Origin of the sequence: Pseudarthrobacter sp. NPDC055928 (genome assembly GCF_042270935.1) — a bacterium.
GTDB lineage: Bacteria > Actinomycetota > Actinomycetes > Actinomycetales > Micrococcaceae > Arthrobacter.
The window spans coordinates 90,878-112,845 of the sequence record NZ_JBHJZH010000013.1 but is presented as its reverse complement, the minus strand read 5'-3'; the positions used below and the strand labels follow the sequence as shown (position 1 = coordinate 112,845).

Below are 21,968 nucleotides of genomic sequence, written 5' to 3'. Positions count from 1 at the left end.
TCAGAGCCTTTCGAGCTTCGTGTCGTTCGGGACCTTATAGTACGTGGACACGTTGGTGGTGGCCTGGTTCTCGGTCTTGACCTCCACCTCGCCCAGCTTGACGTCGAAGCCGGCCTCGTTGGTCGCTGTCACGACGGTATTGACCTGTACGGTGGCGGAGCCGGCCTCGTAGAGTTTGGCGGCGTCGGATGCGGCCCCGGCGTCGTTACCTGTCGCCACATTCCGCAGGTAGCTATCGATTACAGCTTTGTTCTCGGGTGAGTAGTCAACATTGATCTTCACCGTGCCCTGGGTGCCGGCAGTCACGGTGGACTCCACCTTGGCAGCCTTCACATCAGTTCCGGCCGTTACGCCTTCAGCTACGGTGCCTTCCATGGAGACAGAGACCGACTCAATGTTGTTGCCCTTATCCATGTTCACCTCCAGGCCACCCTTGCCGGATGCTTCAAAGACCCGCCCCTCAAGGTCCAGCTTGCCCTGCGCCGACACCTCACCGCTGGCGGTGGCAGTACCGTCCGTCAGGTTCCGCTCGTAGGCAAGATCCAGCTTCGCTGAACCGGACGCGGGGCCCGATTCACCCTCGGCTTCCAGCGACAGCGTCCCCTTGGCCTTGTCCGTCTGGCCTGTTGAGCCGTTGTCCTCGGCGGCGTCGTTGATGGTGTCCAGGATGTAGCCCGGCGGGTTGCCGGCAACGTCCTTGATTTCTCCGACGCTGTCCGGCGGGAGGTCCTTGTACATCTGTTCCCGGGCAGCCATGGCTTCCTCCACGCTGCCGAACGTGTACTCACGGGAGACCTCCCCGCTGAGCGTGACGCCGGCGGTCCCTGAGGTGTCATTGACGCCCAGGCCCATGTTTCCGTACACCTTCATGGTGGCCGAACCGTCAGCGTTCTCGACTACCTGGGTGCCCACCTCGGCGCCACCGTGGACCCAGGCAACCCTGGCTTCGATGGATGCCTTGCCGGATTCCGTGTAAACGGGGATATCGGCCCTGGCAATGTCCTGTAGGTGCTGCTTCGCCTGCTCCTGGGCGGACTCCGGAATGCCGCCGTCCATTCTCATCAGGTCCTCGGCCAAGGGACCGTCCTCCCCTTCGCCTTCGATCAGGTACTGGCGGTCCGCAGCGGACAGGCTGTTCCACCACTGCGCCTGCTCTTCGGGGCTTGCGTCCAGCATTTTGTCCAGGCCCTGCTCGAGTTCCTGCCGGTGGGCCGCCGCTTCGGCTGCCTTCTCGGTCTGCACCCTGAGCCATTCTTTGGCCTGGCTGGCCAGGGATTGGAGCCTGTCCCAGATGCTGCCGGAGCCAGCGCCCTTGCCGCCAGAGGCATTCTCCTGCTCTTCGGCATGCTTCAGAAGGATTTTGGAGTTCTCCCGGAGGCTCGACACCACGCGTTCCAGGCTGGGGCGGTGGTTGCTCGTCCAGTCCTGGCGGAAATGTTCGCCATCGGCGCCTTTCCACGGTGCCGCCTGGATCTGGCCCTGCAGCGATGTTGCCCTGCTGCTGAGGAGCGAGGCTGCCCTTTCCACCGCTTTGGCCAACTCGCGCAACTGGCTGACGTCAGCGCCGTATATGGTCATCGTGTCTCCCCAACAGAAGTGTGCGGCCCAGGGCCTGCGGTTGACCATATCGTTCCACAGCATCCCTCACGCGGCGATGGGGATCACTACCCATCGCCGGGTCGGCTTCAGCAGCGTCTCTTCCAGGGCAACCAACGGGCTGTTCGGAAGCGGGTTGACATGGCACGATTGGCCTTGTGGTGGGGGCACGCACATTCGCGCTCCCTGGGCGCTTGCACAAAGGAACGGCCATCAAAAAAGAACTAAGGCAAGCCGCAGATGCCGCGGAGGATGTCACCAATTCACGCACGTTCGAGCTGCTGGCGAGGGCCGGTTTTGCAGCCAGCGGAGTCCTTCACTTCCTTGTGGGCCTCATCGCCATCCGGCTGGCCACGGGTGGCAGCGGAAGCGCCGATTTCAGCGGCGCCGTGGCGGAGCTCGCCAGCCAGCCGGCGGGGCCTTTCCTGTTGTGGGGGAGCTTCGCGGCCTGTGCGGCATTGGCCATCTGGCAAGCCAGCGACGCGATCTTTGACTATGGCCACCTGCCCACCAAGGAAAAGGCTGGAAAAAAACTCAAGGCAGCAGCGCAGGCCTTGGTGTTTGCGGGACTTGCCCTGACGCTCGCTTCCTTTGCCCTGGGAACCGGATCCGGCGGGGATAACCAGCAGTCTGCGACCGACCTGACGGTCGGCCTGATGAAGGCGCCCGGCGGTGTGGCGGTCCTGGTCCTGCTGGGCGTGGGAATCGCAGTTACCGGTGTGATCTACGGGATCCGCGGCGTTAAGAAGTCGTTCGAAAAGCACCTCATGATGCCGGCCGACCCCCGGGCCCGCACCGCAGTCACCGTGTTGGGCGTGACAGGCTATGTTGCCAAAGGAATTGTCCTGGTCCTGACCGGACTGCTGATAGCCATCGCCACCCTGCGGGCGCACCCGGAGGAATCCACCGGCCTGGACGGCGGGCTCAAGGCGCTGCGGGACCAGCCCTTCGGCGTATACTTGCTGGCCGCGGTGGGCGCCGGGCTGATCTGCTACGGCGTCTACATGGTGGTGCGGGCCAAACTGGCCAAGATGACACAGTAACGCCATTACCCGGCCGGGCTAGGGTGGGAGCATGCCCCAGGTACGCGCCGAACGCCTCATCCGCCTCGATCCGGAGACAGCCTTCGCTTTCTCCCAGACCACCGGCGACTTCCGGCTTAAGTGGGATCCCTTCATTTCCGCCCAGGGGTGGCTCGACGGCGCGGCCGCGGCCGGAAAAGGAGTCCGCACCCGGACGGTTTCCCGCATGGGCCTGGTCATGGTCAGCGAGTACGTTTCCTTTTCCCCGCCCAGGAATGTGGGGATGACCATGGTCTCCGGGCCGTGGTTTTTTGAAAACTTCGGCGGAGGCTGGCGTTTTACTCCCGACGACGGCGGCACCCGGGCCGTCTGGAAGTACACCTTCTCCTGCCGCCCGGCATGGCTGCGCCCGGTGGCCGAAAGGATCGGCGCCTGGCTCCTTGGCAAGGAGATCAACAAACGGATCGAAGCTTTTGCCCGGGCGTGCGAGGACCCGGAGCTCGTGGCCGAATTCCACGCCTCTGCAGGGAAACCGTAGCCGCCGCCTTTTGCCCGGTTAACTGACAGCCGTTAGGGCACCGTGATCACGGCGACCGGTTGCTGGGTTGCATCCCGCAGTTCCACACTGGCGATGCTCCCGAGCTGGACGGGCGTGGCACCGGTGACCCGAATCCTGCCGCTTGGCGTGGCGGTCCACGCGCACGCCCGGTCCTCCCCGCCGTCGCGGTCCCGGATCCACAGCGACAGCGTCCCGTCCAGCGGCATGCTGCTGCCGCTCACGGCCAGCTCGGTTCCCCACGTTTTCCGTGCCAGGTCCACGCTCAAACGCAGGCCGTCCCCGGACTGGACCGAGTAACTGGCGTCCGGCTGCGGCGGACGGTTGAGAACAGGCCCGGCGGCGAGGCCGAGGGCAAGGCAGGCGGCGGCCACGGCGCCCACCAGCGCCGACCACCGCCGTCGTGATGTCCGACGGCGGGAGGCGAGTTCGTCCAGAATGGCCCGGGGCGGGGACGCAGCAGGTTCCTTTGGCGCGGCAGTGCGTTGGGCTGCGGTGAGCGCCACTGCGTCCGGGACGGGGACTGCATCCAGCAAGGCGGGCAGGCTTTCCAGCTCGGCAAGTTCCGCCCGGCAGTCGGCGCAGTTCTCGAGGTGGGCTTCGAAGCGCTGCGAATCGGCCGGGTCGAGGCCGCCGAGGAGGTAGGCGCCCAGCAGCTGGTGCGGATCGGCGGCATTCACCGTTCCACCCCCATTTCATCAAGGATTGTCCGGAGGGCGCGGACCGCATAGAAAGCCCGGGATTTCACGGTTCCGCTGGGAATGTTCAGCTGCAACGATGCCTCGTTGACGGTGAAGCGTCGGTAATGCAGCGCCACCAGGACGTCGCGGTGTTCGGCGCTGAGGCGCAGGAGGGCCTCCTCCATCAGGACGCGGTTGAGCAATTCATCCACCCGCTCCGCTGCTTCGGCGGGATCGGTGAGTTCACGTTCCAGCGCCTCGGCCGGCCGTCGCTGGGCCTTACGGTAGTTGTCGATCATGATGTTGCGGGCTGTCCGGAACAGGTAGCTGCGAAGGCTGCCGGTGATCTCCGGGGCCTGCTGCCAGACACGGAGCACCGTCTCCTGGACCACATCCTCGGCCAGCTGCGGATCGCGGGAAGCACTGAGGACAAAGCGGCGCAAGGCCGAGCCGTGGTCGCGGTAGATCGCGGCCACTACGTCCTCATCGAGGGGCATGCCGGCGCCTCCTGTCCCTGATACTCGTCGCCAGTTAGTGTCCGTGATCCCGGCCCTGAAACGCGGAACGGTCTCTCCATGTGCAGATTCACGCTTGCACATTCGGCTGATACGACGTCCGCAGTCCACAAACGGTTCATCGCTGGCGGACACCCTGCCGGCGGAACCGAGGAGAGTATCTGCCTTTTGAACCATTCTTCACCTTGGCGCGTCTTACGGGTTAGCGTCCGGTGATCCGACGCCGGGCCCCAGCCGAGGAGCATTCCCATGAAACAGCATCTGGGCACCGGTCTTGCCGCATTGGCCCTTGTGGCCGCCCTGGCAGGCTGCGGGGGCAGCCCGGGAACTACCAGCACCACAGCCGCGGCTACTCCCTCGGCGACCAGCCCCGCTCCCGCCTCACCCGCGGCGACCGGCAGCCCAACCGCGGCGGCCGCCGTCGACCTCAGGACAGCAACCTCCAGCGCCGGCACCATCGTTGTGGACGCCAAAGGCATGAGCGTTTACTTCTTCACCAAGGACGTCAAGGATTCCGGCACCAGCGCGTGCACGGGAGCCTGCCTTACGATGTGGCCGCCGGTCCTCAGCACCGCGGCAACGCCGTCGGCGGAGGGCGTCAGCGGAACCCTGGGCACTATCGCCACGCCGGACGGTGCGAAGCAGGTGACCCTGAACGGACTGCCGCTGTATTACTACGAGCAGGATAAGAATCCGGGCGACATCCTGGGGCAAGGCGTGAGCGACGTCTGGTACCTGGCGAATCCGGCAGGCGAAATGATCAAGACGGCGTCTACAGGCTATTGACGCTTTCGCCGCTTCGACGCGCTGATTCCGGCTGCTACGGATGAACGGTGGGTACTGGGACCGGAGGCGTGGCCGGCACCGGCAGGGTTGCCGGCTGATCCTCACTTTTCAGCGGTCCACCAGGAACACCCGGCGTGACATTCTCCGGCACGGGAAGGTTCGGCAGCGGAACTGACGCCGGATTCGTCGGAGCAGGTGTGTGCTTCGGACCCTTGCCGTCCCCTGATTCCGGGGCAGGAGTTGCGGACGCAGCGCTGGTTGCCGGCGCGGCGGGCGCCGATGCGGGAGGGCCCTGCTGTGCGGGAGCAGGAACCGGCGTCCCAACCGGAACGGGTGCGGGACCGCCACCCGCGTTAGCCATGAATGATGTCACGGCGTGGTGAAGCTGGCCAAAGGAATCACGAATGCCCTGGTCGGCGGCAACGGCAACCGCTCCGCCTGCCGCCAAGGAGGCCGCCAAAGACAGCGTCGTAAGGGTGATCCTGCGCTTGGCACGACGGCGGGCGGCCAGCTCGTCGGTGACAGCTGCTGGAGATGCTGCTTGCGGCTCCGGACGTGCCGCCGCGTCGGGGACTGCCGCCAGGAGTGTGGTGGCAGCCTGTTCAGCCCCCTCAACCTTTTCAGCCGGCGGCGCCATCAGTGCTGCTACCGCGGCGGACGCCTGGGGCTGTGCGGCGGCGAGGCCGCGGAGGTGAAGCAGTGCAGGGCGGAGATCAGTGTCGTCGTCGAACCCTGCTTCCCGGAGCAGCCGGTCGACCGTTCCGTCGTTGCGGGAGCCTGCGGTGTCACTCATGATCTGCCTGGTTTCTTTTCAGAGTCTGGTCCTTGAGGTTTTGCAGGGCCCTGCGCTGGAGCTGCTTGATGGCACCTGGGGACTTGCCCATGATGCCGGCCACCTGTTCGATGGAGAGGTCGGCCACCACCCGCAATGCCAGGACTTCGCGGTGGTCCTCGGCCAGTCCTTCCAGCAAGTGGGCTGCGCCGTCGCCGTGGCCCAGCACGTGGTCTTCCGCCGACGCAGTGCTGCGGCCGTCCTGCAGGGGGTCGTACGGGGTGAAGTCGGGCCTGCGCTCAACGCGACGGTAGTAGTCAACCATCCGGGCGTGCGCAATCGAGAAAACCAGCGATTTGGCGCCCTGCAGCCCGCCGGTCAACTCACCGATCTTGGGGTAGAACGCCAGGAAGACGTCCTGGGTGACAGCTTCGGGATCATCCACGCCCCGGGCCTTGAGGTAGCCGAGCACAGCGCCGGAAAAAGTGCGGTAGACAGCGCCGAAGATCACGGCCGGATCAACGCCGGCTGTGTCTGCGAATATCTCGATATTTTCTTCGGCCAAAGTGTCTAGCACCAGTGGCTCCTCCATCCCGGGCGGTGGACCACTACATCCCGGTTTCCGGAGCGGACGGTTCCGCTGCCTCTGTGGACTGCCTCTCGGACTGCCGTTTGAACGGCGTCATGGACTGCGGGAAATCCGGCCCAAGGGGCGCGATTCCCGCAGTCCAGACTAGCCGACCAGGTCCTAGCGGGCCGAAACGGCGGGTGCGTCCGCAACGTCGCCGGGCACGGCGGGCACGGCCGGTACGGCCGGAACTGCGGGCTCGCCGTCGACACCGGGAACAGCCGGAACCGCAGGAACGGCGGGAAGCTCGGGACGCTCAGCCTTGACGGCGGCGGAACCCTCTGCTGCCGCGGCGGCGTCAGCGGAAGCAGCACCCTGCGCGATGACGTCGGCGCAGAAGGCGTCAACGTTGGCTTCGCCCTCGGCGGCGATCACCAGCGAGGAGAAGCCTTCGGAGGCTTCGTTGAGCCCACCGTTGGTGAAGGCGGTGCAGAGGCCGAAGGCTGCGGCGCCGGCTGCGTCCACAGCGGTGCCTGCCGCGGCGGAGACCTTGGCTTCAGCGGCGATCTCGTCGTCGGACACGGCTGCTTCGCCGGTCACTGCTGCATCGCCGGAAGCGTCGAGGTCTGCGCCAGCGGCAGCTGACTCCACAGCGTCGGCTGCCAGCTTCGGGGCCGGGGCGCCAAGCAGCTCATGGGCGGTCTGCTGGGCTTCCGCCGGGAGGGCGCCGGTTGCAGCAGCAACGCCGGTTCCGCCGACGGCCAGGGTGCCTGCTGCCAGGACTCCGGCGGCGACTTTGCTGGTGGCGAGAACAGTGAACAACGACATAGAGATACTCCAAAACCTAGAGAACAATTCAGATCCGGTTCCGTGGGGAACCCATCACCCCCTACATCGCTGGCCGGAACGAAAAAGTTACGGCTGCCCCAAAGTTTTTCCTCGCGCCCCGCTGACCAGCACTACGATCGAAGCATGCCCAACGCCCAGGAACCCCGGAAAACCGCCAAAACCTGGCAGACCATGGTGGACAGCAATCAGGCTCTGTTGCTTCGGAAGACTGGCCAGGACGTTGGCTATTGGGCTGGGCAGGCACGCAGCGCCGGAATACAGAACGACGCCCAGCTCCGCGCCTGGATGCGCGATGAGCACGGCGTCACCGGCTATGCCCAATACGCCGTGTCCTGGGAGCTGTTTGGATACCCGGATTTTATGCTCCGCGACGCCGACGAACTGATCGAGGGCCAGTACGCCAACCACCCGCAGCTGCGGCCCATCGCGGACGCCATCCTTGCCTGGGCTTCCGCCACCGAGGGCGTAGAGATCCAGATGCGCAAGGGCTACGTCTCGCTCCACAGCCCGCGCCGGAAGTTCGCCCAAGTCACCCGGACCACGAACACGGCCGTGGATGTGACTCTGCGGCTGGACACACAGCGGCTGGAGTCAGCGGCCCTGGACGCTTCAGGCCTGGACGCCGCCGCTGGAGGCCGTTTGGAAACCGTCAAGGTCCGCGCCGACGACGCGTTCGACCACCGCGTCCGCCTCACGTCCGCGGACCAGGTGGATGAGGAACTCCTGCAGATACTGGCCGGGGCCCTGGAGCAGAACCGCTAGGCAAGCCCGACGGCGGGTTCCCGGCTCGCTCTGGCACCGCACCCGCCGTCGAACTCGCGGGAACGGCGCGAGTTCGCGGGATCGTTCCCGCGAACTCGGTCCGTTCCCTCGAACTGGGCGAACCCAACCAGCCCCGCGCCGAGGGCGAGAGTCCTACGCGTCGACCATCTCGTCGTCGTCGGCCTCTTCAAACTCGACGGCGGCGACGATTTCCTGAGTCACGGGGTCGATCATGAAGGCTTCGTCGTCGTCTTCGACCATGATGAAGTCGCCGTGGTCCGTGCTGAAGTGCCAGGCCAGCGTCTTCTCGCCCTGGTGCAGGTAATTGGGGTCCCCCATGGTGATCTTCTGCAGCGCGTAGCCGACAATGTTGCACAGCTCGCGGATGATGATTTCGAAGTCCGGCGCATCCTCCAAGGCCTCGGCGTCGGCCTTGGCCTGGCGTTCGGCAAGGTTAGGGATGGACGCAACGCGCTCCGCGATGTAGGCAGTGAGCCCGTCTTCGTCCAGCACCAGCAATGACTCCTGGCCGCGGAGCCAGGCAGCGTTCAGTGCGGTGATGTTCTCGGTTTCCAGGAGCTCCTCGAACTCGCCGTCGAGCTCTTCCAGGGCAAGCACGCCTTCGGTCGGCTCCTCGTCGTCATCCAGGGCGCCATCGAGGTACCGCTCAACGTCCTCCTCGGACAGGGCATCGAACGCCTCAACGGTCCGGTTGAACAGGTCCAGGTGGGCAGTGGCACCCATGCTGGCCATGCCTTCGCGGACCAGGGTGTCCGTTTCGTCGCGGTTCAGGGAAGTGAATACGTACTGCGCGAAGCCACCCTCAAGGGACTGGGTGAGGTAGAAATCCACGTAATAGCTGCGGATGGCCACGGGAGAAATTTCGTCAGTCTGGAGGAGTTCGCGGTGCATGGCGTCAACCACCAAAACGTTCGCGTCCACCACCTCCTCATCAGCTGCTTCGATGCTGCCGGTGGTCAGAACAACGGGTTGCTGGCTCGCGGTCATGGTAATCCTCACTGCGTAAGCGGGTGGTGCTCGGAACACTTTTCACGCTACGTGGGCGGGGTGCGCGCCCGGTTGAGGCCAAGGTGAACGTCAGGCGAAGTTTGGGCGCCCGTTCCGGCGAACTAAGATGGATCAGATAACCATCGATCGGACACGGGTCCACCGTGGCCAGCTGAAAGTAGCGCGCACCATGCCATCCCAACCGGACGAGAGTGCGGCACTGGCAATACAGACACCCGCCATTAACGACCGCTCCCTCGCGGCCGGGCTGGCGTATGCCATGGGCAGCCGTGTTTCCGGGATTTCCTTCGACGCCGCCACCGGACTGATGCTGGGCAAAGTCCGGGGTGGCTCCGACGTCCCTTACTCCACCACGGCCAAGCTAGTCCGGAAAACAGGCGGCTGGAGCTGCACCGTTGGGGTCTGTAGTTGTCCCGTCCGCAAGGATTGCAAACACGTGGCCGCGCTGCTCTTCGCCGCCGAGGACAACCCTGCCATACGCGTCCAGCTCCTGGCCCCGGCGGAAGTTTCCCGCCTCTCCCGCCAACCCGCCAGCCTCGACCTGGCCGACTGGGAGCAGGCCCTGAGCCCGCTCATTTCCCAGCCAGGCATCACCCAATCAAGCAACGGCATCCCGTTGGCCCTCCAGTTCGAGATCGAGGAGCCTGCTCCGCACTTCTCCTACACAGGCCGCCGCGACCCGCTGCGCAGCGTGCGCCAACTCAAGGCCCGGCCCGTGATTATGGGAACCAAGGGCAAGTGGATCCGCGGCGACGTCTCCTGGAACACCCTCAGCTACCTGAATTTCCGGCGCGAATGCAACGAGGCGCATATCGAGTGGATGCAGACGTTCCTCGCCGCGCACACCGCTGCCGCCAACCGGCTGCACAACTCCTCCGCCCTGTGGCTGGGCCTGAATACCTTCGCGGGCAAAAACATGTGGGGCCTGCTCGCCGACGCCAAGAAGATCGGCCTCGCCCTGGTCCACAGCCGCGGCACCGAGCCGGTGCGGCTCGCGGAGTCTCCCGCCGCCGTCGGGCTTAACCTGAGCCGCTACGGCTCCCCGGTGAGTGGGGATGCTGTTTCCGGGCCCAAGTCGGGAACTGACGACGACGGCGGGCTGGAACTTGCGCCCACCATCACCGTTGAGGGGGAAGAGGTTGATCCGGCGTCGGTGGGAACCATCGGCCGCCCTGCGCACGGCATCTTCCTGACCACGGGCGGCGAAACGCTGCCCGGAGCGCCGGCGGACAGCGTGATCACCCTGGCCCCGCTGGAAAGCGGGCTCAGCGAGGAACTGCTGACGTTCGTCACTGCCGGCAGTACCCTGCATATCCCGGCCAAGGACGAGACCCGCTTCCTCACCGGTTTCTACCCGAAGCTCAAGCAGGCCGCCCGGGTCACCGCGAAAGACGAATCGGTGGAGCTTCCTGCCCTGGCCATCCCCACCCTCTCGCTGCTGGCCAATTACGGCGCCGACCACCGGGTCCGGCTGCACTGGGAGTGGCATTACAAGACCGGAAACCTGGTCACCGCCCAGCCTCTGTGGCGGCACCCCGGCGACCACGGCTACCGCGACGACACCGCCGAGGCCCGCATCCTGGAGGGAATCGGCCAGCCGTGGAACGTGGTCCCTGCGCTGGGCGAGTCGGCCACCGCCGGCTGGGGAACCCCTCGCCTCGCCGCATCCGTTGAGCTGAGCGGCCTGGACACGCTGGCCTTCACCGAGGACGTCCTGCCCGTGCTGCGGCAGGCCCCTGACGTGGCCGTGGACACCGCCGGGGACATCGCCGACTACCGCGAGGCCGAGGAAGCACCAGTGGTTTCCATCTCCACCAAGGCCACGGAGCAGCGCGACTGGTTCGACCTTGGCATCCAGATCTCGCTGGAGGGCCAGCCGGTGTCGTTTGCGGCGGTGTTTTCCGCGCTGGCAGCGGGCCAGACCAAGATGCTCCTGCCCAGCGGCGCGTACTTCTCGCTGGACCTTCCGGAACTGCATCAGTTGCGTGCCCTGATCGAGGAAGCCCGCTCGCTGCAGGACAACAAGGATGCTCCGCTGCAGATCAGCCGGTTCCAGGCCGGGCTGTGGGACGAGCTCGCGCACCTGGGCATAGTGGACCAGCAAGCCGCGGCCTGGCGCTCGGCGGTTGGCGGTCTGCTTGAGGGCGGGATCGAAGGCCTGCCGCTTCCTTCATCGCTCAATGCCGAACTGCGGCCGTACCAGCTTGAGGGTTTCAACTGGCTTAGCTTCCTGTACAAGCACAGCCTGGGCGGTGTCCTCGCGGACGACATGGGCCTGGGCAAGACCGTGCAGGCCCTTGCGCTGATGTGCGCGGCGAAGGAGCACGGCGCTCTGTCTGGAGACGGGGTGCCCTCTGGCGGCGCTTCCGCTGGCGTCGGAACCATCGCGGCCGACGGAACTCCCACCGTTTCCGGAACTCCCGCGGCCTCCGGAACACCCACCGTTTCCGGAACTCCCGCGCCCGACGGCGGCACTCCCTTTTTGGTGGTTGCCCCCACCAGCGTCGTGGGTAACTGGGCGGCGGAAGCCGCACGTTTTGCGCCAGGCCTGACGGTTCGGACCGTGAGCGAGACTTTTGCTAAGAATGGCCAGGACGCGGCCGTTGAACTGGGCGGCGCGGATATCGTTATCACTTCGTACGCCCTGTTCCGGATCGACTACGACTCCTACGCCTCCAAGACGTGGGCTGGGCTGGTGCTCGATGAAGCCCAGTTCGTGAAGAACCACCAGTCAAAGGCTTACCAGTGCGCCCGGAAGCTGCCCGCGGTATTCAAGCTGGCCATCACCGGTACTCCGCTTGAGAACAACCTCATGGAGTTCTGGGCTCTGACGTCCATTGTGGCGCCTGGTCTGTTCTCAAGCCCCAAACGGTTCGCCGAGTACTACCAGAAGCCGGTGGAAAAGAACGGCGACAAGGCGCAGTTGGACAAGCTCCGCCGCCGGGTCCGTCCACTGATGATGCGGCGCACCAAGGACCAGGTCATCCAGGACCTGCCGCCCAAGCAGGAGCAGATCCTGGAGGTGGTGCTGAACCCGCGGCACCAGAAGGTCTACCAAACGCATCTGCAGCGTGAGCGGCAGAAGATCCTGGGGCTGATCGAGGACGTGAACAAGAACCGCTTTACGATCTTCCAGTCGCTGACCTTGCTGCGGCAGCTCAGCCTGGACGCGTCACTGGTAGATCCGTCGCTTTCGGGGGTCCGATCGTCGAAGCTGGACGTGCTGTTCGAGCAGCTGGAGGATCTCGTGGCCGAGGGCCACCGTGCGCTGATCTTCAGCCAGTTCACTGGTTTCCTCGGCAAGGTCCGGGAACGGCTTGTGGAGGAGAAGATCGAGTTCTGCTATCTCGACGGCGGCACCCGCAACCGTGGCGACGTCGTGAATGAATTCAAGAACGGCACCGCGCCGGTGTTCCTGATTTCGCTGAAGGCCGGCGGATTTGGACTCAACCTGACCGAGGCTGACTACGTTTTCCTGCTGGATCCGTGGTGGAACCCGGCGTCCGAGGCGCAGGCCGTGGACCGCACGCACAGGATCGGCCAGGCCCGGAACGTGATGGTGTACCGGCTCGTTGCCAAGGACACGATCGAGGAAAAGGTCATGGCTTTGAAGGCCCGGAAGTCGCAACTGTTCGCGGATGTCATGGAGGGCGACGCGCTGTCCGGCGGTTCGATTACAGCCGAGGACCTCGCCGGGCTGTTCAAGGACTGATCCAGTTTCGGGGACTGGGCCTGTTCGAGCCCGTCCGACAACCTCCCCGTCTCCTTTAGGAAGGGGCTGGGAGGTTATCCACATAGCGTGATTGCTGGGCTGTTTTTGTTGGCGGGTCGCTGGATGATGGGGGTATGGGGATCCCGGGTGTTGAGGAGGCGGTGGAGGCTTTCGAGGCTGCTGCTGCGGAGTTTGCTGCCTTTGTGCGCCGGGGGCTGGGTGGCCGCGCTTCCCAGACGGATTCCGGGACGGGTTCCTTGATGGGTTCCGGGGGTGGTGATCCTTTGCGGGGGCAGGCGGATGCGTGTCTGGACGGGCTGGGCGGTTCGGTCCGGGTGGACGCGATGGTGGCGGCGTTCAGGGTGCGCCTGGCCGCCGCGTATGCGGGGAAGGCTGCGGCCCTGGACGGCCCGGTCAGGAGCCCTGGGGAACACACGGCCCAGGAGATGGGTGTGGTGTCCGAGGTCGCCTGCGCCCTGACGGTGAGTGAACGCTCGGCTTCTGCGCTGTTGGCGCAGGCCCATGAACTGACCACTGCCCTGCCGCTGACGCTGGCCGCCTTGCAGTCCGGGGACGTGTCGTGGCAGCACGCGCGGGTCATGGTCGATGAAACCACCGGCCTGGATGCGGCCGGGGCGGCGGCGTTGGAGGCCCGTTTCCTGGGCCCGGACGTTCCGGACCGTGCCCGGGAGTGCCCGGCCGGTGAGCTGGTCCCGTCCCGGTTCCGGGCCAAGGCCAGGACCTGGCGGGAACGGCACCATCCGGTGAGTATCGAAAAGCGCCACGCCAGGAATGTGTTGGACCGGCGGCTGGAGTACGTCCCGGACCGGGACGGCATGGCCTGGCTTTCGGCCTACCTGCCCGCGGACCGGGCAGCCGGGATCTGGAACGGCATCACCGCCACCGCACGCACCCTCCAAGGCCCGGCCGAGACCCGCACCATGACCCAGCTCCGCGCCGACATCGCCGCCCAACTGCTCCTCAGCTCGGGCACCGGCACCACGGCCAGCCCGGCCGAGGGCAGCACAGACACAGCAGCCGGCAGCCCCAGCACCAATAACGTCGGGGCGGGCACCAGCGGCTACTCCAGCACGGCAGGCAGTACCCCGGCCCGTGATGCCACCGCAGGCAGCCGCGCCCCGGACCGCGACGTCTCGGCAGGCAGCCGTGCCCCGGACCGCGACGTCTCGGCAGGCTGCCCCGCGGGCCCCGACCTTACCGCTGGTAGTTCCCCGGACAGCCATGGCGGCGCTGGAAGCGTCCTGGCCACCGGGACCATGGCGGGCATCGACGTCCTGGCGGGCCGTGTCGAAACCAAGGGGACAGCGGCGGGCAACGAAGCCGTGGAGGGCCGTGCCCCTGTCCCGGACGGGATCGACGGTGGCCGGGTCCCGTCGCCGGCGGCGCAGGTCCTCGTGACCGTGCCGGTGTTCGCGCTGATGGGCCTCACGGACGAACCAGCCACCCTCGACGGGTACGGGCCGATCCCGGCGTCGATGGCCCGCCACCTGGTCGCCGACGGCGCCGGCTCGTTCCACCGCGTCCTGACCGACCCCCGGAACGGGGCACCACTGGAGATCGGCCGCCAAAGCTACCGGATCCCCGCCGCGATGCGCCAATGGCTGAGAATGCGCGACGGCAAATGCCCCTTTCCCGGCTGCTCGAACCAGTCCCTGGACAACGAAGCAGACCACCTCCTGGCCTGGGCCGACGGTGGCACCACCGGCATCAGCAACCTTGGCCAACCGTGCCCTAAGCACCACCGGCTGAAACACACCACCGCCTGGACACCCACCGAAGCCAGCATCGATAAACCACCCGGCTGGACCTCACCCACCGGCCGCCACTACCAAAGCGAACACCAGGACTGGGAACCACCCCAATGGCCACCCCAGATGCTGAATCAGCTTCCTAATCAAGCACTCAGCCCTGCCCTGTCTGGAGAAATCCTGTCAGGAGAAATCGGGCCTGGCGAAATCCTGCGGCCTGACGAACTCCCGCCCTCAGACAACCCTGCCTCAGATGTCCCGCACCTCGGCGCCGTCCCCGAATGTCCGCTGCCTGAAGGGCTGTTCCCTGACGGGACGTTACCTGAAGGGCTGTTACCTGACGGGACGTTACCTGACAGAGCCAGGCTCAAAGATCCCATGCCCGTGTGGGGCTCGGCAGTGGTGCCCGCCGAACTAACCAGGCCGATCGAACCGGGCCCAACTAACCGGGCCGGACTAACCTTGCCGAACTAACCGGGCCCGGATTCGGACCCGGAGGAATGCGGCCGGGACGGTGCATCCCGCTACGAGGACAAACCATGAACCCCTAGCTACGGGAAAGCACTTTCCCGCATATGCTGTACGGAAATCCGACCCGCCCGTCCACCTGGAGACTGCCGTGCGCCCCGAATCAACAACCTGTGGCTCAATCAGCCACCCTGAAGCCCCTGACGTCGTCGCCCTCAACCCTGACGCCTTCAAGACCCCTTACCGGGATCCTGTCTGGGACGGCCCCACCGATCCCGTCCTGGTTCCGGACCACCTGACCGGCGATTGGGTACTCTTCTATACCCAGCGCCGGGCCACGCAAACAGGGCTGACTGGCGTCGAATGGGTGCACGGCACCGAAATCGGGATGGCCCGCTCGTCCGACGGTGGACTCACGTGGGCCTATCAGGGCACCGTGGATGGACTCGTCCCGCCGGGAACGGAACGGCCGGCAACCCTGTGGGCGCCCGACGTCGTACGGATCGGCGACCAATGGATCATGTACCTGACAGTCTTGGGCGGCCGACGGACCGACTGGACCGGCAGCGCCGCCATCGTTCAGCTCGCCAGCAACGACCTGGTCACCTGGGAGTACCTAGGTGCTATCGGCTTGGACTCCCCGCGCGTCATCGACGCGGCGGTCGCCCTGTGCGGCGACGGCCGATACCGGCTCTGGTACAAGGACGAAGCCCGGGGATCCAACACCTACAGCGCCGTTAGCAGCACGCCTGCCGATCCGTCGTCGTGGGTTCTTGAGGGGCTGACCATTCCCGGGAGCCCCCACGAAGGACCCAAAGTTTTCAAGCTTGAGGACCAGTTTTGGATGATCGTCGACGAATGGCGTGGGCAGGCGATCTACCGCTCGGAGGACGCCGCTGGCTCCTGGACCCGGCAGGAATACCTTGACGGCCTCATCCTGACCGATCCAGAAACGGCCGACGGCGGTCCAGTAGCGGGCAGGCACGCCGACGTTGTGCCGCTGGAACCGTCAGCTGAAGGCAAGGAGCGCGCGCTGATCGTGTACTTCACGCATCCCCACTGGAACGGCGAGGACATCGACGCCATGACAGCGGACCCCAAGACCCACCTCAGCCACGTCCGCGCTGCCGTTTTGGAGGTCCACGACGGCAACCTGGTCTGCATCAACGTCTGAGGCAGTAACGCCTGAGGCAATAAACGACTAAGGCAATAAACGACTAAGGGCCGAACTGCGGAACTATAAGCCAGCAGCTGCTGACACCGGTCCACTGTTCGGCCCATCGCCGGACTCGCGTTCCGGGCGGTGCCGATGGCACCACCCGGACTGCTGTTAAGGGATAACGCGTGCTAGGGACGCGTCCCCTGCTTATCAGGCCCGCTGGCGATCAGGCCCGCTGCGGCGAGCCGAGTTCCACGGGGTCTTCGTCCGTGAGGTACGCGAGTTCCGAGTGGGCAGCGAGGTCAATGCCGCGCATTTCGTCCTCGGGCTTGATCCGCAGGCCGATGATCCGGTCGAGAATCTTAGCCAGGATCCACGTAATGCCGAACGAGTACACGAGGACCGTAACCGTGGCCAGCGCCTGGACGCCCAGCAGTTCAACGCCGCCGCCGTAGAAGAGTCCGCTCACCCCGTTCGGGGCTGCATCGGTGGCGAACAGGCCGATCAGCAGGGTGCCGATGATGCCGCCCACGAGGTGAACGCCCACGACGTCGAGCGAGTCGTCAAAGCCGAGGCGGAACTTCAGCTCGATGGCCAAGGAGCAGACAGCGCCCGCGATGGCGCCGATGGCAAGTGCGCCAAGCGGGCTGACAGCACCACAGGCCGGCGTGATGGCAACGAGGGCCGAGATCAGGCCGGACGCTGCACCCATGCTGGTGGCCGCGCCGTGGCGGAGCCGCTCGACAAGTGCCCAGGCGAGGAGCCCGGCAGAAGCTGCGACTGCTGTGTTGAGGAAAACCACCGAAGCGGACTGGCCGGCGGAGAGCGCCGAGCCTGCGTTGAAGCCAAACCAGCCAACCCAAAGCAGACCGGCGCCAACGAGCACCAGCGGCCTGCTGTGCGGCTTCGTGTGTTCCATCTTGGGCCAGCCGGAGCTCTTGCCCAGGACCAACGCCAGAGCCAGGGCTGCCGCGCCGGCGTTCATGTGCACCGCGGTGCCACCGGCGAAGTCAATCGCCTTGATCCCGCTCGCGATCCAGCCGCCCGTGACGCTGCCGTCAGCCGAGGAGAAGGCAAAGACCCAGTGCGCGATGGGGAAGTAGACGATGGTTGCCCAGATTCCGGCAAACAGCATCCAGGCGCCGAACTTCATACGTCCGGCTGCCGCTCCCGCAACCAGGGCCGTAGTGACACACGCGAAGAACAGCTGGAACGCGGCAAAGAGGATCACCGGAATAGAGGCTGCCTCGTCGGCGGCGAGCAGCTGTCCCATGCCCGGGAATTCCGTGACGTCCCCGATGAGCCCCAGGCCGCCTACCGAATTTCCGAAGGCCATCGAATACCCGAAGAGCGCCCAGAGCACTGCCACCAGGCTCGCGCCGCCAAAGCACATCATCATCATGTTGAGAATGCGACGAGACCCCACCATGCCCCCGTAAAACAGGGCCAGGGCGGGGATCATCATACAGACCAGCGCAGAGCTGGCCAGAATCCATGCGACATTTCCCGAATCCATGGGAAACCCCTTTCGTGATGCGAAGAGAGAACGGAAATTGCCCGTGAGAGCCGCTCCGAAAGGAGGGACGCGGAGTCAGTACCACGTTCATCGGAGGGCAGCTATTGCCGTCTGGTTCCAACTGTATGGCGGGACTTTCGCCGTGGGTTTCCGGCCGGTTAAATCAACGTTTCAGTCACGGGCACGTGAGTTTCACACGTCTCATGAACGCACTTTGGATCGAACGCGCTGTGGATTCAGGAATGCTGCCGTACTTCGCTGCCGGAAATCGGACGGCAACATGGGCCGGAATACGTGCGGGATCACGGTCCGAAACACGGGCGGATTACTTGGCAGAAATGGCCAGGAACTTGATGGGCAGCTCAAGCAGTTCCAACGGCCCATGAGGGCCCTCGCCGTCCAGCAGGAGTGAGTCGCCGGCTTCCATCGTGTACTCGTAGGCGCCGTGCCCGTAAACCATCTTTCCGGCCAACATGTAGATGAATTCCGTGCCCGGGTGCTGGAACAGCGGAAACACGTCGGATGCATCGGTGAGGGTGACCAGCGTCGGTTCGAGCGCGTCCGTCCGCCCCTTGAGAGCGCCCAGGACCCGATACTCATGGCCATGCTGGGTGCCGCTGCGAACAGTCAGGCTGCCCTGGCCGTTCTTGGTGAAGGTGGCGTCGCGGTCGGTGTCCGCCCCGCGGAACAGCGCCGTAACGGGAATTTTGAGGCCGTCCGCCAGCCGCTGGAGCGTAGTCAGCGAACACGACGTGGTTGCCGTTTCAATCCTGGAGATCATCGCCTTGGACAGACCAGTCCGGGCAGCGAGCTCGGCCGCGGACAGGCTGTTGGCGGTGCGGTAGTGCCGTACTTGCGTGGCGATGACCTGTTCGAGCTTGCCTGAAACGGCGCCAGGATCAGCTGGAGCGCCCGGGTCTACGACGGCGGCCGTACTGCCGGCAGCGGCACCGCCGGCGGTCTGTGCGGCGTCTGTTCCCTCCGGGGCGTGATTGGTCATAGGAGCCATCATAGGTGGCGGCGCCGTAGCCAAAGTCCTGCTCCGGGCCTACTGTTTTTAGGGGGCATGGAAGTGAAGGGAAGACCAATGCGGACCGTGACCTACGGTGCGGCGTGCAGCCTCGATGGCTTCATCGCCGGCAGCGACGGTGCTATCGACTGGCTGCACTTCAGCTCAGACGTCGAAAAGGTAATGGGCCAGTACTGGTCCACGGTGGATACCGTCCTGATGGGCCGAAAGACCTGGGAGTTCTCGGCCGGCCAGGATTTTAGCGCCGAGGACACCAAGGGCAACGAGGCCACCCCGGACCTGAGCGGCACCCCACCCATGACCACGTACCTTTTCTCCCGCACGTTGACAGACGCGCCGGAAGGGGTGGAGCTCGTCTCTTCCGACGCCGGCGGCTTCGTCAACCGGCTCAAAGAGCAGCCCGGCAAGGGCATCTGCCTGATGGGCGGCGGTGACCTCGCCAGCTCGCTCTTCGAAGCTGGCGCAATCGACGAGGTCAGCCTCAATGTCCATCCGGTGCTGCTGGGCTCCGGTGTCCCCTTCTTCAAGCCCCAGGCACGCCGCATTGCCCTTGAGCTGACAGAATCGCGCACCATCGACGGCGGCTGCGTGCTGATGACGTACCGCGTCAGGCACTAAGGGCGGGCAGGACAACCACTATCCGACGGCGCGTGCTTCCCCCAGCAACCCGGCCAGCGAGTCCGCGAGCGCCATGGCACCGGCCTCGGCGTCCCAGTCCTGCACCAGCTCATCAGGGGAGTGCGATACCCCTGTGGGGTTGCGGATGAACAGCATGGCGGTGGGAATCTGCGAGCTAAGGACGCCGGCGTCGTGCCCTGCTCCAGTGTCCAGGACGGGCGCGGCCGGCAGAAGCTCCTTCAGCCGGTCCCGCAGCGATGTATCGAAATGCGCCGTGGGGCTCAGTGACTCCACGGTGAGGCTGGCGGTGCAGCCTTCCTCGGCGGCCATCACCTGGGCGTTGAGTCCGATGGCTTCCACGAGGGCCGCGGTGATGGAGTCGTCCGGATGCCTGACGTCGATCCACAGGTCCACACGCGAGGCGATGACGTTGGTTCCGCCCGGGACGGGCTGGATCCGCCCCACGGTGGCCCGCGCGTCACGGTACTTCCGGGCGGTGTCGCGGATGCCCACGATGACTTTCGCGGCGGCAATCATGGGGTCCTTCCGGTCTTTCATGAGGGTGGTGCCCGCGTGGTTGCCCTCACCGGTGACCGTCAGCTTCCACCGCCCGTGGCCAAGGATCGATGAACCGATCGCCACAGGCTGGTTCAGGTCGATCAGGCCCCTCCCCTGTTCAACGTGCAGCTCCACAAACACGCCCAGCTGCTGAAGGGTCTTGTAGTCGGCACCGATGAGCCGCGGGTCCTGCCCGTTGGCGGCGGCGACGTCGGCATACGTGTTCCCGTCCGGGTCTTTCAGACGGCGGGCCTTGTCCGGATCCAGTTCGCCGGTCAGCAACCGCGACCCCAGGCAGGCCACGCCAAAGCGTGATCCTTCCTCTTCGGGGAACACGGCAATGGCAAGCGGGCGTCGGGGCCGCAGTCCGCGCGCCTTGAGAAGGTCGACGGCGACCAGCGCCGAGGCGACCCCCAGCGGTCCGTCGTACTCACCGCCGCCCGGGACAGAGTCGAGGTGGCTTCCGGTGACCACGGCGTTTCGCCGAGTGCCGGCGGCGGTGTCCCACCACGCCCAGATGATGCCGTTGTGGTCCGTGTGGACGTCCAGCCCGCGGCGCCCGGCCTCGGCAATGAACCAGCTCCGCAGCTCAGTCTCGGCGTTGGAGAACACCGGCCGGGAGTAGCCTCCGCGGGCCCTGTCGCGGCCGACGTCGGCGATATCCCTGAGCAGGCCGCTCACCGTTGCGGCGGACGGCTCTGCCGTGACAGAAGTTGCAGCGGCTGGCCGCGGCAGTGCCTGGGATGGCAGTGCCATCGCTGAGGGGGTGAAAGAAGAGATGGGGGCAGTCACGGGGGTCCGTTTCTCGAGTTGAGTGCTGGGGTGGGATCAGCGGGAGCTGACCGCCGCCGTCGCCGTCCGGAAGCGCAGCGGCACGTTCGCGTCACCGGTGGCAAGGTCAGCCGCCCATTGGCCGACTAATGGCGCAAACTTAGCCCCGTGCCCGGAGCACGGCGAGAGGATGGTGACGTTGTTGACGCGGTCGACGATGAAGTCCTCGTTGGGCGTATTCGTGAACAGGCAGGTGGTTTCTGCGTACGGCTCCGGAACCAGGCCGGGCAGGAAGCGGCGGACGTAGTCGACCACGCGACCGCGGTTGGCGGGGTCCACTTCACCGGTCTGATCGGCTGCGCTGGGGAGGAGCCGTCCCCCGTTGTATTCGGCGACCTTCTGGCCGGCAAAGCCTGCGTCCCGGCCGCCGGGAAGGCCATAAACCTGGATATCCGCCCTCTTGTGGATGAACGTGGGCCAGGAAGTGCCGACGTCGGCAACAGAGCCGGGTCCGCCGTCGTGATCCCTGTAGCGGAAGTGGAATGCCTGCTCCTGCCGCACGGTGATTTGGGGAAGCCCGGCCAGGAAGCCTGAGGGAAGCGACAACTCCCCCAGCAGCCCGGGCAGCCACCCGCCCGCGCTGATCACCACGTTTCCGGCGTCGAACGTTTCTCCCGTTGCCGAACGTAGCCGGTAGCCGGCAGCGGTCCTGTCTAGCCCTTGCAGCGGCCATCCCGTCAGCAGCCGGGCGCCGTGCCTGACCGCCTGCTCCACCATGGCGTTGACGGCGGTCTCGGCGTCGATCACTCCCGCAGCCGGGTGCCAGAGCACCTCGGTGTCGAAGGCGATCTGCGGCCAACGGCCCATGGCTTCCTCCGCACTCAGCAGCTCGTGCTCAATTCCTGCCTGCGCCAACACTCCGGCGAGCAGCCGCGGATTGCGTTCGGAACCGAAGTCGGCAGCCCCGGAGGGAGTGATCAGTTGCGAGCCGCTGTCCACGGCAAGGCCGTCCCACAGCGCCTTGGCTTCCTGCACCGCCCGGGTATAGAAGGGGTCCGGGTAGGCGTAACGGAAGATCCGGGCGGACCCGTGCGAACTGGCGTCGTGGCTTGCCGGGACGTTGCGTTCCAGGATGGTGACCTGGTGCCCGCGGGCCGCGAGCTGCCAGGCGGTAGCGGCGCCGGCCAGGCCGGCGCCCACCACTACATAGTCAGAAGAATCAGGCATGGAGC

Annotated in this window: 19 protein-coding genes; 8 read left to right on the top strand and 11 right to left on the bottom strand. The window is 65.8% G+C overall.

The annotated features are described in order from the left end of the window. Window positions 1–1,578 (bottom strand): hypothetical protein, encoded by a 1,578-nt coding sequence (locus ACFC25_RS16295; RefSeq protein ID WP_376046928.1) that lies wholly within the window; start codon window positions 1,576–1,578, stop codon window positions 1–3. Between the two features lie 212 nt (window positions 1,579–1,790). Here ACFC25_RS16295 and ACFC25_RS16290 point away from each other — a divergent pair, with 212 nt between their 5' ends. After that, on the top strand, window positions 1,791–2,639 hold the full coding sequence (locus ACFC25_RS16290; protein WP_376046925.1) for a DUF1206 domain-containing protein: 849 nt from the start codon (window positions 1,791–1,793) through the stop codon (window positions 2,637–2,639). Window positions 2,640–2,670: 31 nt separating this feature from the next. Further along, complete coding sequence (locus tag ACFC25_RS16285; protein ID WP_376046922.1) at window positions 2,671–3,156, top strand: SRPBCC family protein; 486 nt, start codon at window positions 2,671–2,673, stop codon at window positions 3,154–3,156. A 32-nt stretch (window positions 3,157–3,188) separates the two neighbouring features. Here ACFC25_RS16285 and ACFC25_RS16280 read toward each other — a convergent pair whose 3' ends face one another. Then, complete coding sequence (locus ACFC25_RS16280; protein WP_337347372.1) at window positions 3,189–3,854, bottom strand: zf-HC2 domain-containing protein; 666 nt, start codon at window positions 3,852–3,854, stop codon at window positions 3,189–3,191. Further along, window positions 3,851–4,351 carry a sigma-70 family RNA polymerase sigma factor gene (locus ACFC25_RS16275; protein WP_376046919.1) on the bottom strand — a complete coding sequence of 167 codons (501 nt, stop codon included), beginning with the start codon at window positions 4,349–4,351 and terminating at the stop codon, window positions 3,851–3,853. Before ACFC25_RS16275 ends, ACFC25_RS16280 begins: the two co-directional genes overlap by 4 nt. Before the next feature lie 267 nt (window positions 4,352–4,618). On the opposite strand from ACFC25_RS16275, the gene ACFC25_RS16270 reads away from it, so the two are divergent. Beyond that, window positions 4,619–5,155 carry a hypothetical protein gene (locus tag ACFC25_RS16270; protein ID WP_337347374.1) on the top strand — a complete coding sequence of 179 codons (537 nt, stop codon included), beginning with the start codon at window positions 4,619–4,621 and terminating at the stop codon, window positions 5,153–5,155. Between the two features lie 34 nt (window positions 5,156–5,189). Here ACFC25_RS16270 and ACFC25_RS16265 read toward each other — a convergent pair whose 3' ends face one another. The 3 genes from ACFC25_RS16265 to ACFC25_RS16255 all read right to left on the bottom strand — a co-directional run bounded on the left by ACFC25_RS16265 (window position 5,190) and on the right by ACFC25_RS16255 (window position 7,323). After that, window positions 5,190–5,948: a hypothetical protein gene (locus ACFC25_RS16265; RefSeq protein WP_376046916.1), complete on the bottom strand. Its 759-nt coding sequence runs from the start codon at window positions 5,946–5,948 to the stop codon at window positions 5,190–5,192. After that, entirely contained in the window at window positions 5,941–6,519 is a 579-nt protein-coding gene (locus ACFC25_RS16260; protein ID WP_337347376.1) for a sigma-70 family RNA polymerase sigma factor, read from the bottom strand. Before ACFC25_RS16260 ends, ACFC25_RS16265 begins: the two co-directional genes overlap by 8 nt. 156 nt (window positions 6,520–6,675) lie before the next feature. Beyond that, window positions 6,676–7,323, bottom strand: a complete 648-nt coding sequence (locus ACFC25_RS16255; protein ID WP_337352066.1) for a protein tyrosine phosphatase — start codon at window positions 7,321–7,323, stop codon at window positions 6,676–6,678. Window positions 7,324–7,467: 144 nt separating this feature from the next. Here ACFC25_RS16255 and ACFC25_RS16250 point away from each other — a divergent pair, with 144 nt between their 5' ends. Then, entirely contained in the window at window positions 7,468–8,106 is a 639-nt protein-coding gene (locus tag ACFC25_RS16250) for a DUF5655 domain-containing protein (RefSeq protein ID WP_376046912.1), read from the top strand. A 153-nt stretch (window positions 8,107–8,259) separates the two neighbouring features. Here ACFC25_RS16250 and ACFC25_RS16245 read toward each other — a convergent pair whose 3' ends face one another. Then, window positions 8,260–9,114 (bottom strand): hypothetical protein, encoded by an 855-nt coding sequence (locus tag ACFC25_RS16245; RefSeq protein WP_337347379.1) that lies wholly within the window; start codon window positions 9,112–9,114, stop codon window positions 8,260–8,262. 190 nt (window positions 9,115–9,304) lie between these two features. Here ACFC25_RS16245 and ACFC25_RS16240 point away from each other — a divergent pair, with 190 nt between their 5' ends. The 3 genes from ACFC25_RS16240 (at window position 9,305) to ACFC25_RS16230 (ending at window position 16,258) form a co-directional block, all read left to right on the top strand. Then, window positions 9,305–12,847: an SNF2-related protein gene (locus ACFC25_RS16240; RefSeq protein ID WP_376046908.1), complete on the top strand. Its 3,543-nt coding sequence runs from the start codon at window positions 9,305–9,307 to the stop codon at window positions 12,845–12,847. Window positions 12,848–12,981: 134 nt separating this feature from the next. Beyond that, window positions 12,982–15,090 carry a DUF222 domain-containing protein gene (locus ACFC25_RS16235; protein WP_376046906.1) on the top strand — a complete coding sequence of 703 codons (2,109 nt, stop codon included), beginning with the start codon at window positions 12,982–12,984 and terminating at the stop codon, window positions 15,088–15,090. Between the two features lie 145 nt (window positions 15,091–15,235). Beyond that, window positions 15,236–16,258: a glycoside hydrolase gene (locus ACFC25_RS16230; RefSeq protein WP_376046903.1), complete on the top strand. Its 1,023-nt coding sequence runs from the start codon at window positions 15,236–15,238 to the stop codon at window positions 16,256–16,258. A gap of 211 nt (window positions 16,259–16,469) precedes the next feature. On the opposite strand, the gene ACFC25_RS16225 is transcribed toward ACFC25_RS16230, so the two are convergent. Both ACFC25_RS16225 and ACFC25_RS16220 read right to left on the bottom strand, forming a co-directional pair. After that, the gene (locus ACFC25_RS16225) at window positions 16,470–17,759 is read right to left on the bottom strand and encodes an ammonium transporter (RefSeq protein WP_337347382.1); all 1,290 of its coding nucleotides are present in this window, start codon (window positions 17,757–17,759) and stop codon (window positions 16,470–16,472) included. 325 nt (window positions 17,760–18,084) lie between these two features. Then, complete coding sequence (locus tag ACFC25_RS16220) at window positions 18,085–18,759, bottom strand: helix-turn-helix domain-containing protein (protein ID WP_376046900.1); 675 nt, start codon at window positions 18,757–18,759, stop codon at window positions 18,085–18,087. Between the two features lie 87 nt (window positions 18,760–18,846). Between ACFC25_RS16220 and ACFC25_RS16215 the strand changes: the two genes are divergently transcribed. After that, the gene (locus ACFC25_RS16215) at window positions 18,847–19,407 is read left to right on the top strand and encodes a dihydrofolate reductase family protein (protein WP_376046897.1); all 561 of its coding nucleotides are present in this window, start codon (window positions 18,847–18,849) and stop codon (window positions 19,405–19,407) included. A gap of 18 nt (window positions 19,408–19,425) precedes the next feature. Here ACFC25_RS16215 and ACFC25_RS16210 read toward each other — a convergent pair whose 3' ends face one another. Together ACFC25_RS16210 and ACFC25_RS16205 are read right to left on the bottom strand one after the other, a co-directional pair. Then, window positions 19,426–20,721, bottom strand: coding sequence for an allantoate amidohydrolase (locus ACFC25_RS16210; protein ID WP_376047029.1), 1,296 nt, complete (start codon window positions 20,719–20,721; stop codon window positions 19,426–19,428). Window positions 20,722–20,793: 72 nt separating this feature from the next. Continuing rightward, window positions 20,794–21,963: an FAD-dependent oxidoreductase gene (locus ACFC25_RS16205; protein WP_376046894.1), complete on the bottom strand. Its 1,170-nt coding sequence runs from the start codon at window positions 21,961–21,963 to the stop codon at window positions 20,794–20,796. Window positions 21,964–21,968 lie beyond the last annotated feature (5 nt).

Coding starts and splice junctions, on each gene's coding strand:
- ACFC25_RS16270 (WP_337347374.1), top strand. CDS start 4,619: ATGAAACAGCATCTGGGCACCGGTCTTGCCGCATTGGCCCTTGTGGCC.
- ACFC25_RS16205 (WP_376046894.1), bottom strand. CDS start 21,963: ATGCCTGATTCTTCTGACTATGTAGTGGTGGGCGCCGGCCTGGCCGGC.
- ACFC25_RS16245 (WP_337347379.1), bottom strand. CDS start 9,114: ATGACCGCGAGCCAGCAACCCGTTGTTCTGACCACCGGCAGCATCGAA.
- ACFC25_RS16250 (WP_376046912.1), top strand. CDS start 7,468: ATGCCCAACGCCCAGGAACCCCGGAAAACCGCCAAAACCTGGCAGACC.
- ACFC25_RS16240 (WP_376046908.1), top strand. CDS start 9,305: ATGCCATCCCAACCGGACGAGAGTGCGGCACTGGCAATACAGACACCC.
- ACFC25_RS16275 (WP_376046919.1), bottom strand. CDS start 4,351: ATGCCCCTCGATGAGGACGTAGTGGCCGCGATCTACCGCGACCACGGC.
- ACFC25_RS16295 (WP_376046928.1), bottom strand. CDS start 1,578: ATGACCATATACGGCGCTGACGTCAGCCAGTTGCGCGAGTTGGCCAAA.
- ACFC25_RS16265 (WP_376046916.1), bottom strand. CDS start 5,948: ATGAGTGACACCGCAGGCTCCCGCAACGACGGAACGGTCGACCGGCTG.
- ACFC25_RS16225 (WP_337347382.1), bottom strand. CDS start 17,759: ATGGATTCGGGAAATGTCGCATGGATTCTGGCCAGCTCTGCGCTGGTC.
- ACFC25_RS16220 (WP_376046900.1), bottom strand. CDS start 18,759: ATGACCAATCACGCCCCGGAGGGAACAGACGCCGCACAGACCGCCGGC.
- ACFC25_RS16260 (WP_337347376.1), bottom strand. CDS start 6,519: ATGGAGGAGCCACTGGTGCTAGACACTTTGGCCGAAGAAAATATCGAG.
- ACFC25_RS16210 (WP_376047029.1), bottom strand. CDS start 20,721: ATGGCACTGCCATCCCAGGCACTGCCGCGGCCAGCCGCTGCAACTTCT.
- ACFC25_RS16285 (WP_376046922.1), top strand. CDS start 2,671: ATGCCCCAGGTACGCGCCGAACGCCTCATCCGCCTCGATCCGGAGACA.
- ACFC25_RS16235 (WP_376046906.1), top strand. CDS start 12,982: ATGGGGATCCCGGGTGTTGAGGAGGCGGTGGAGGCTTTCGAGGCTGCT.
- ACFC25_RS16255 (WP_337352066.1), bottom strand. CDS start 7,323: ATGTCGTTGTTCACTGTTCTCGCCACCAGCAAAGTCGCCGCCGGAGTC.
- ACFC25_RS16215 (WP_376046897.1), top strand. CDS start 18,847: ATGCGGACCGTGACCTACGGTGCGGCGTGCAGCCTCGATGGCTTCATC.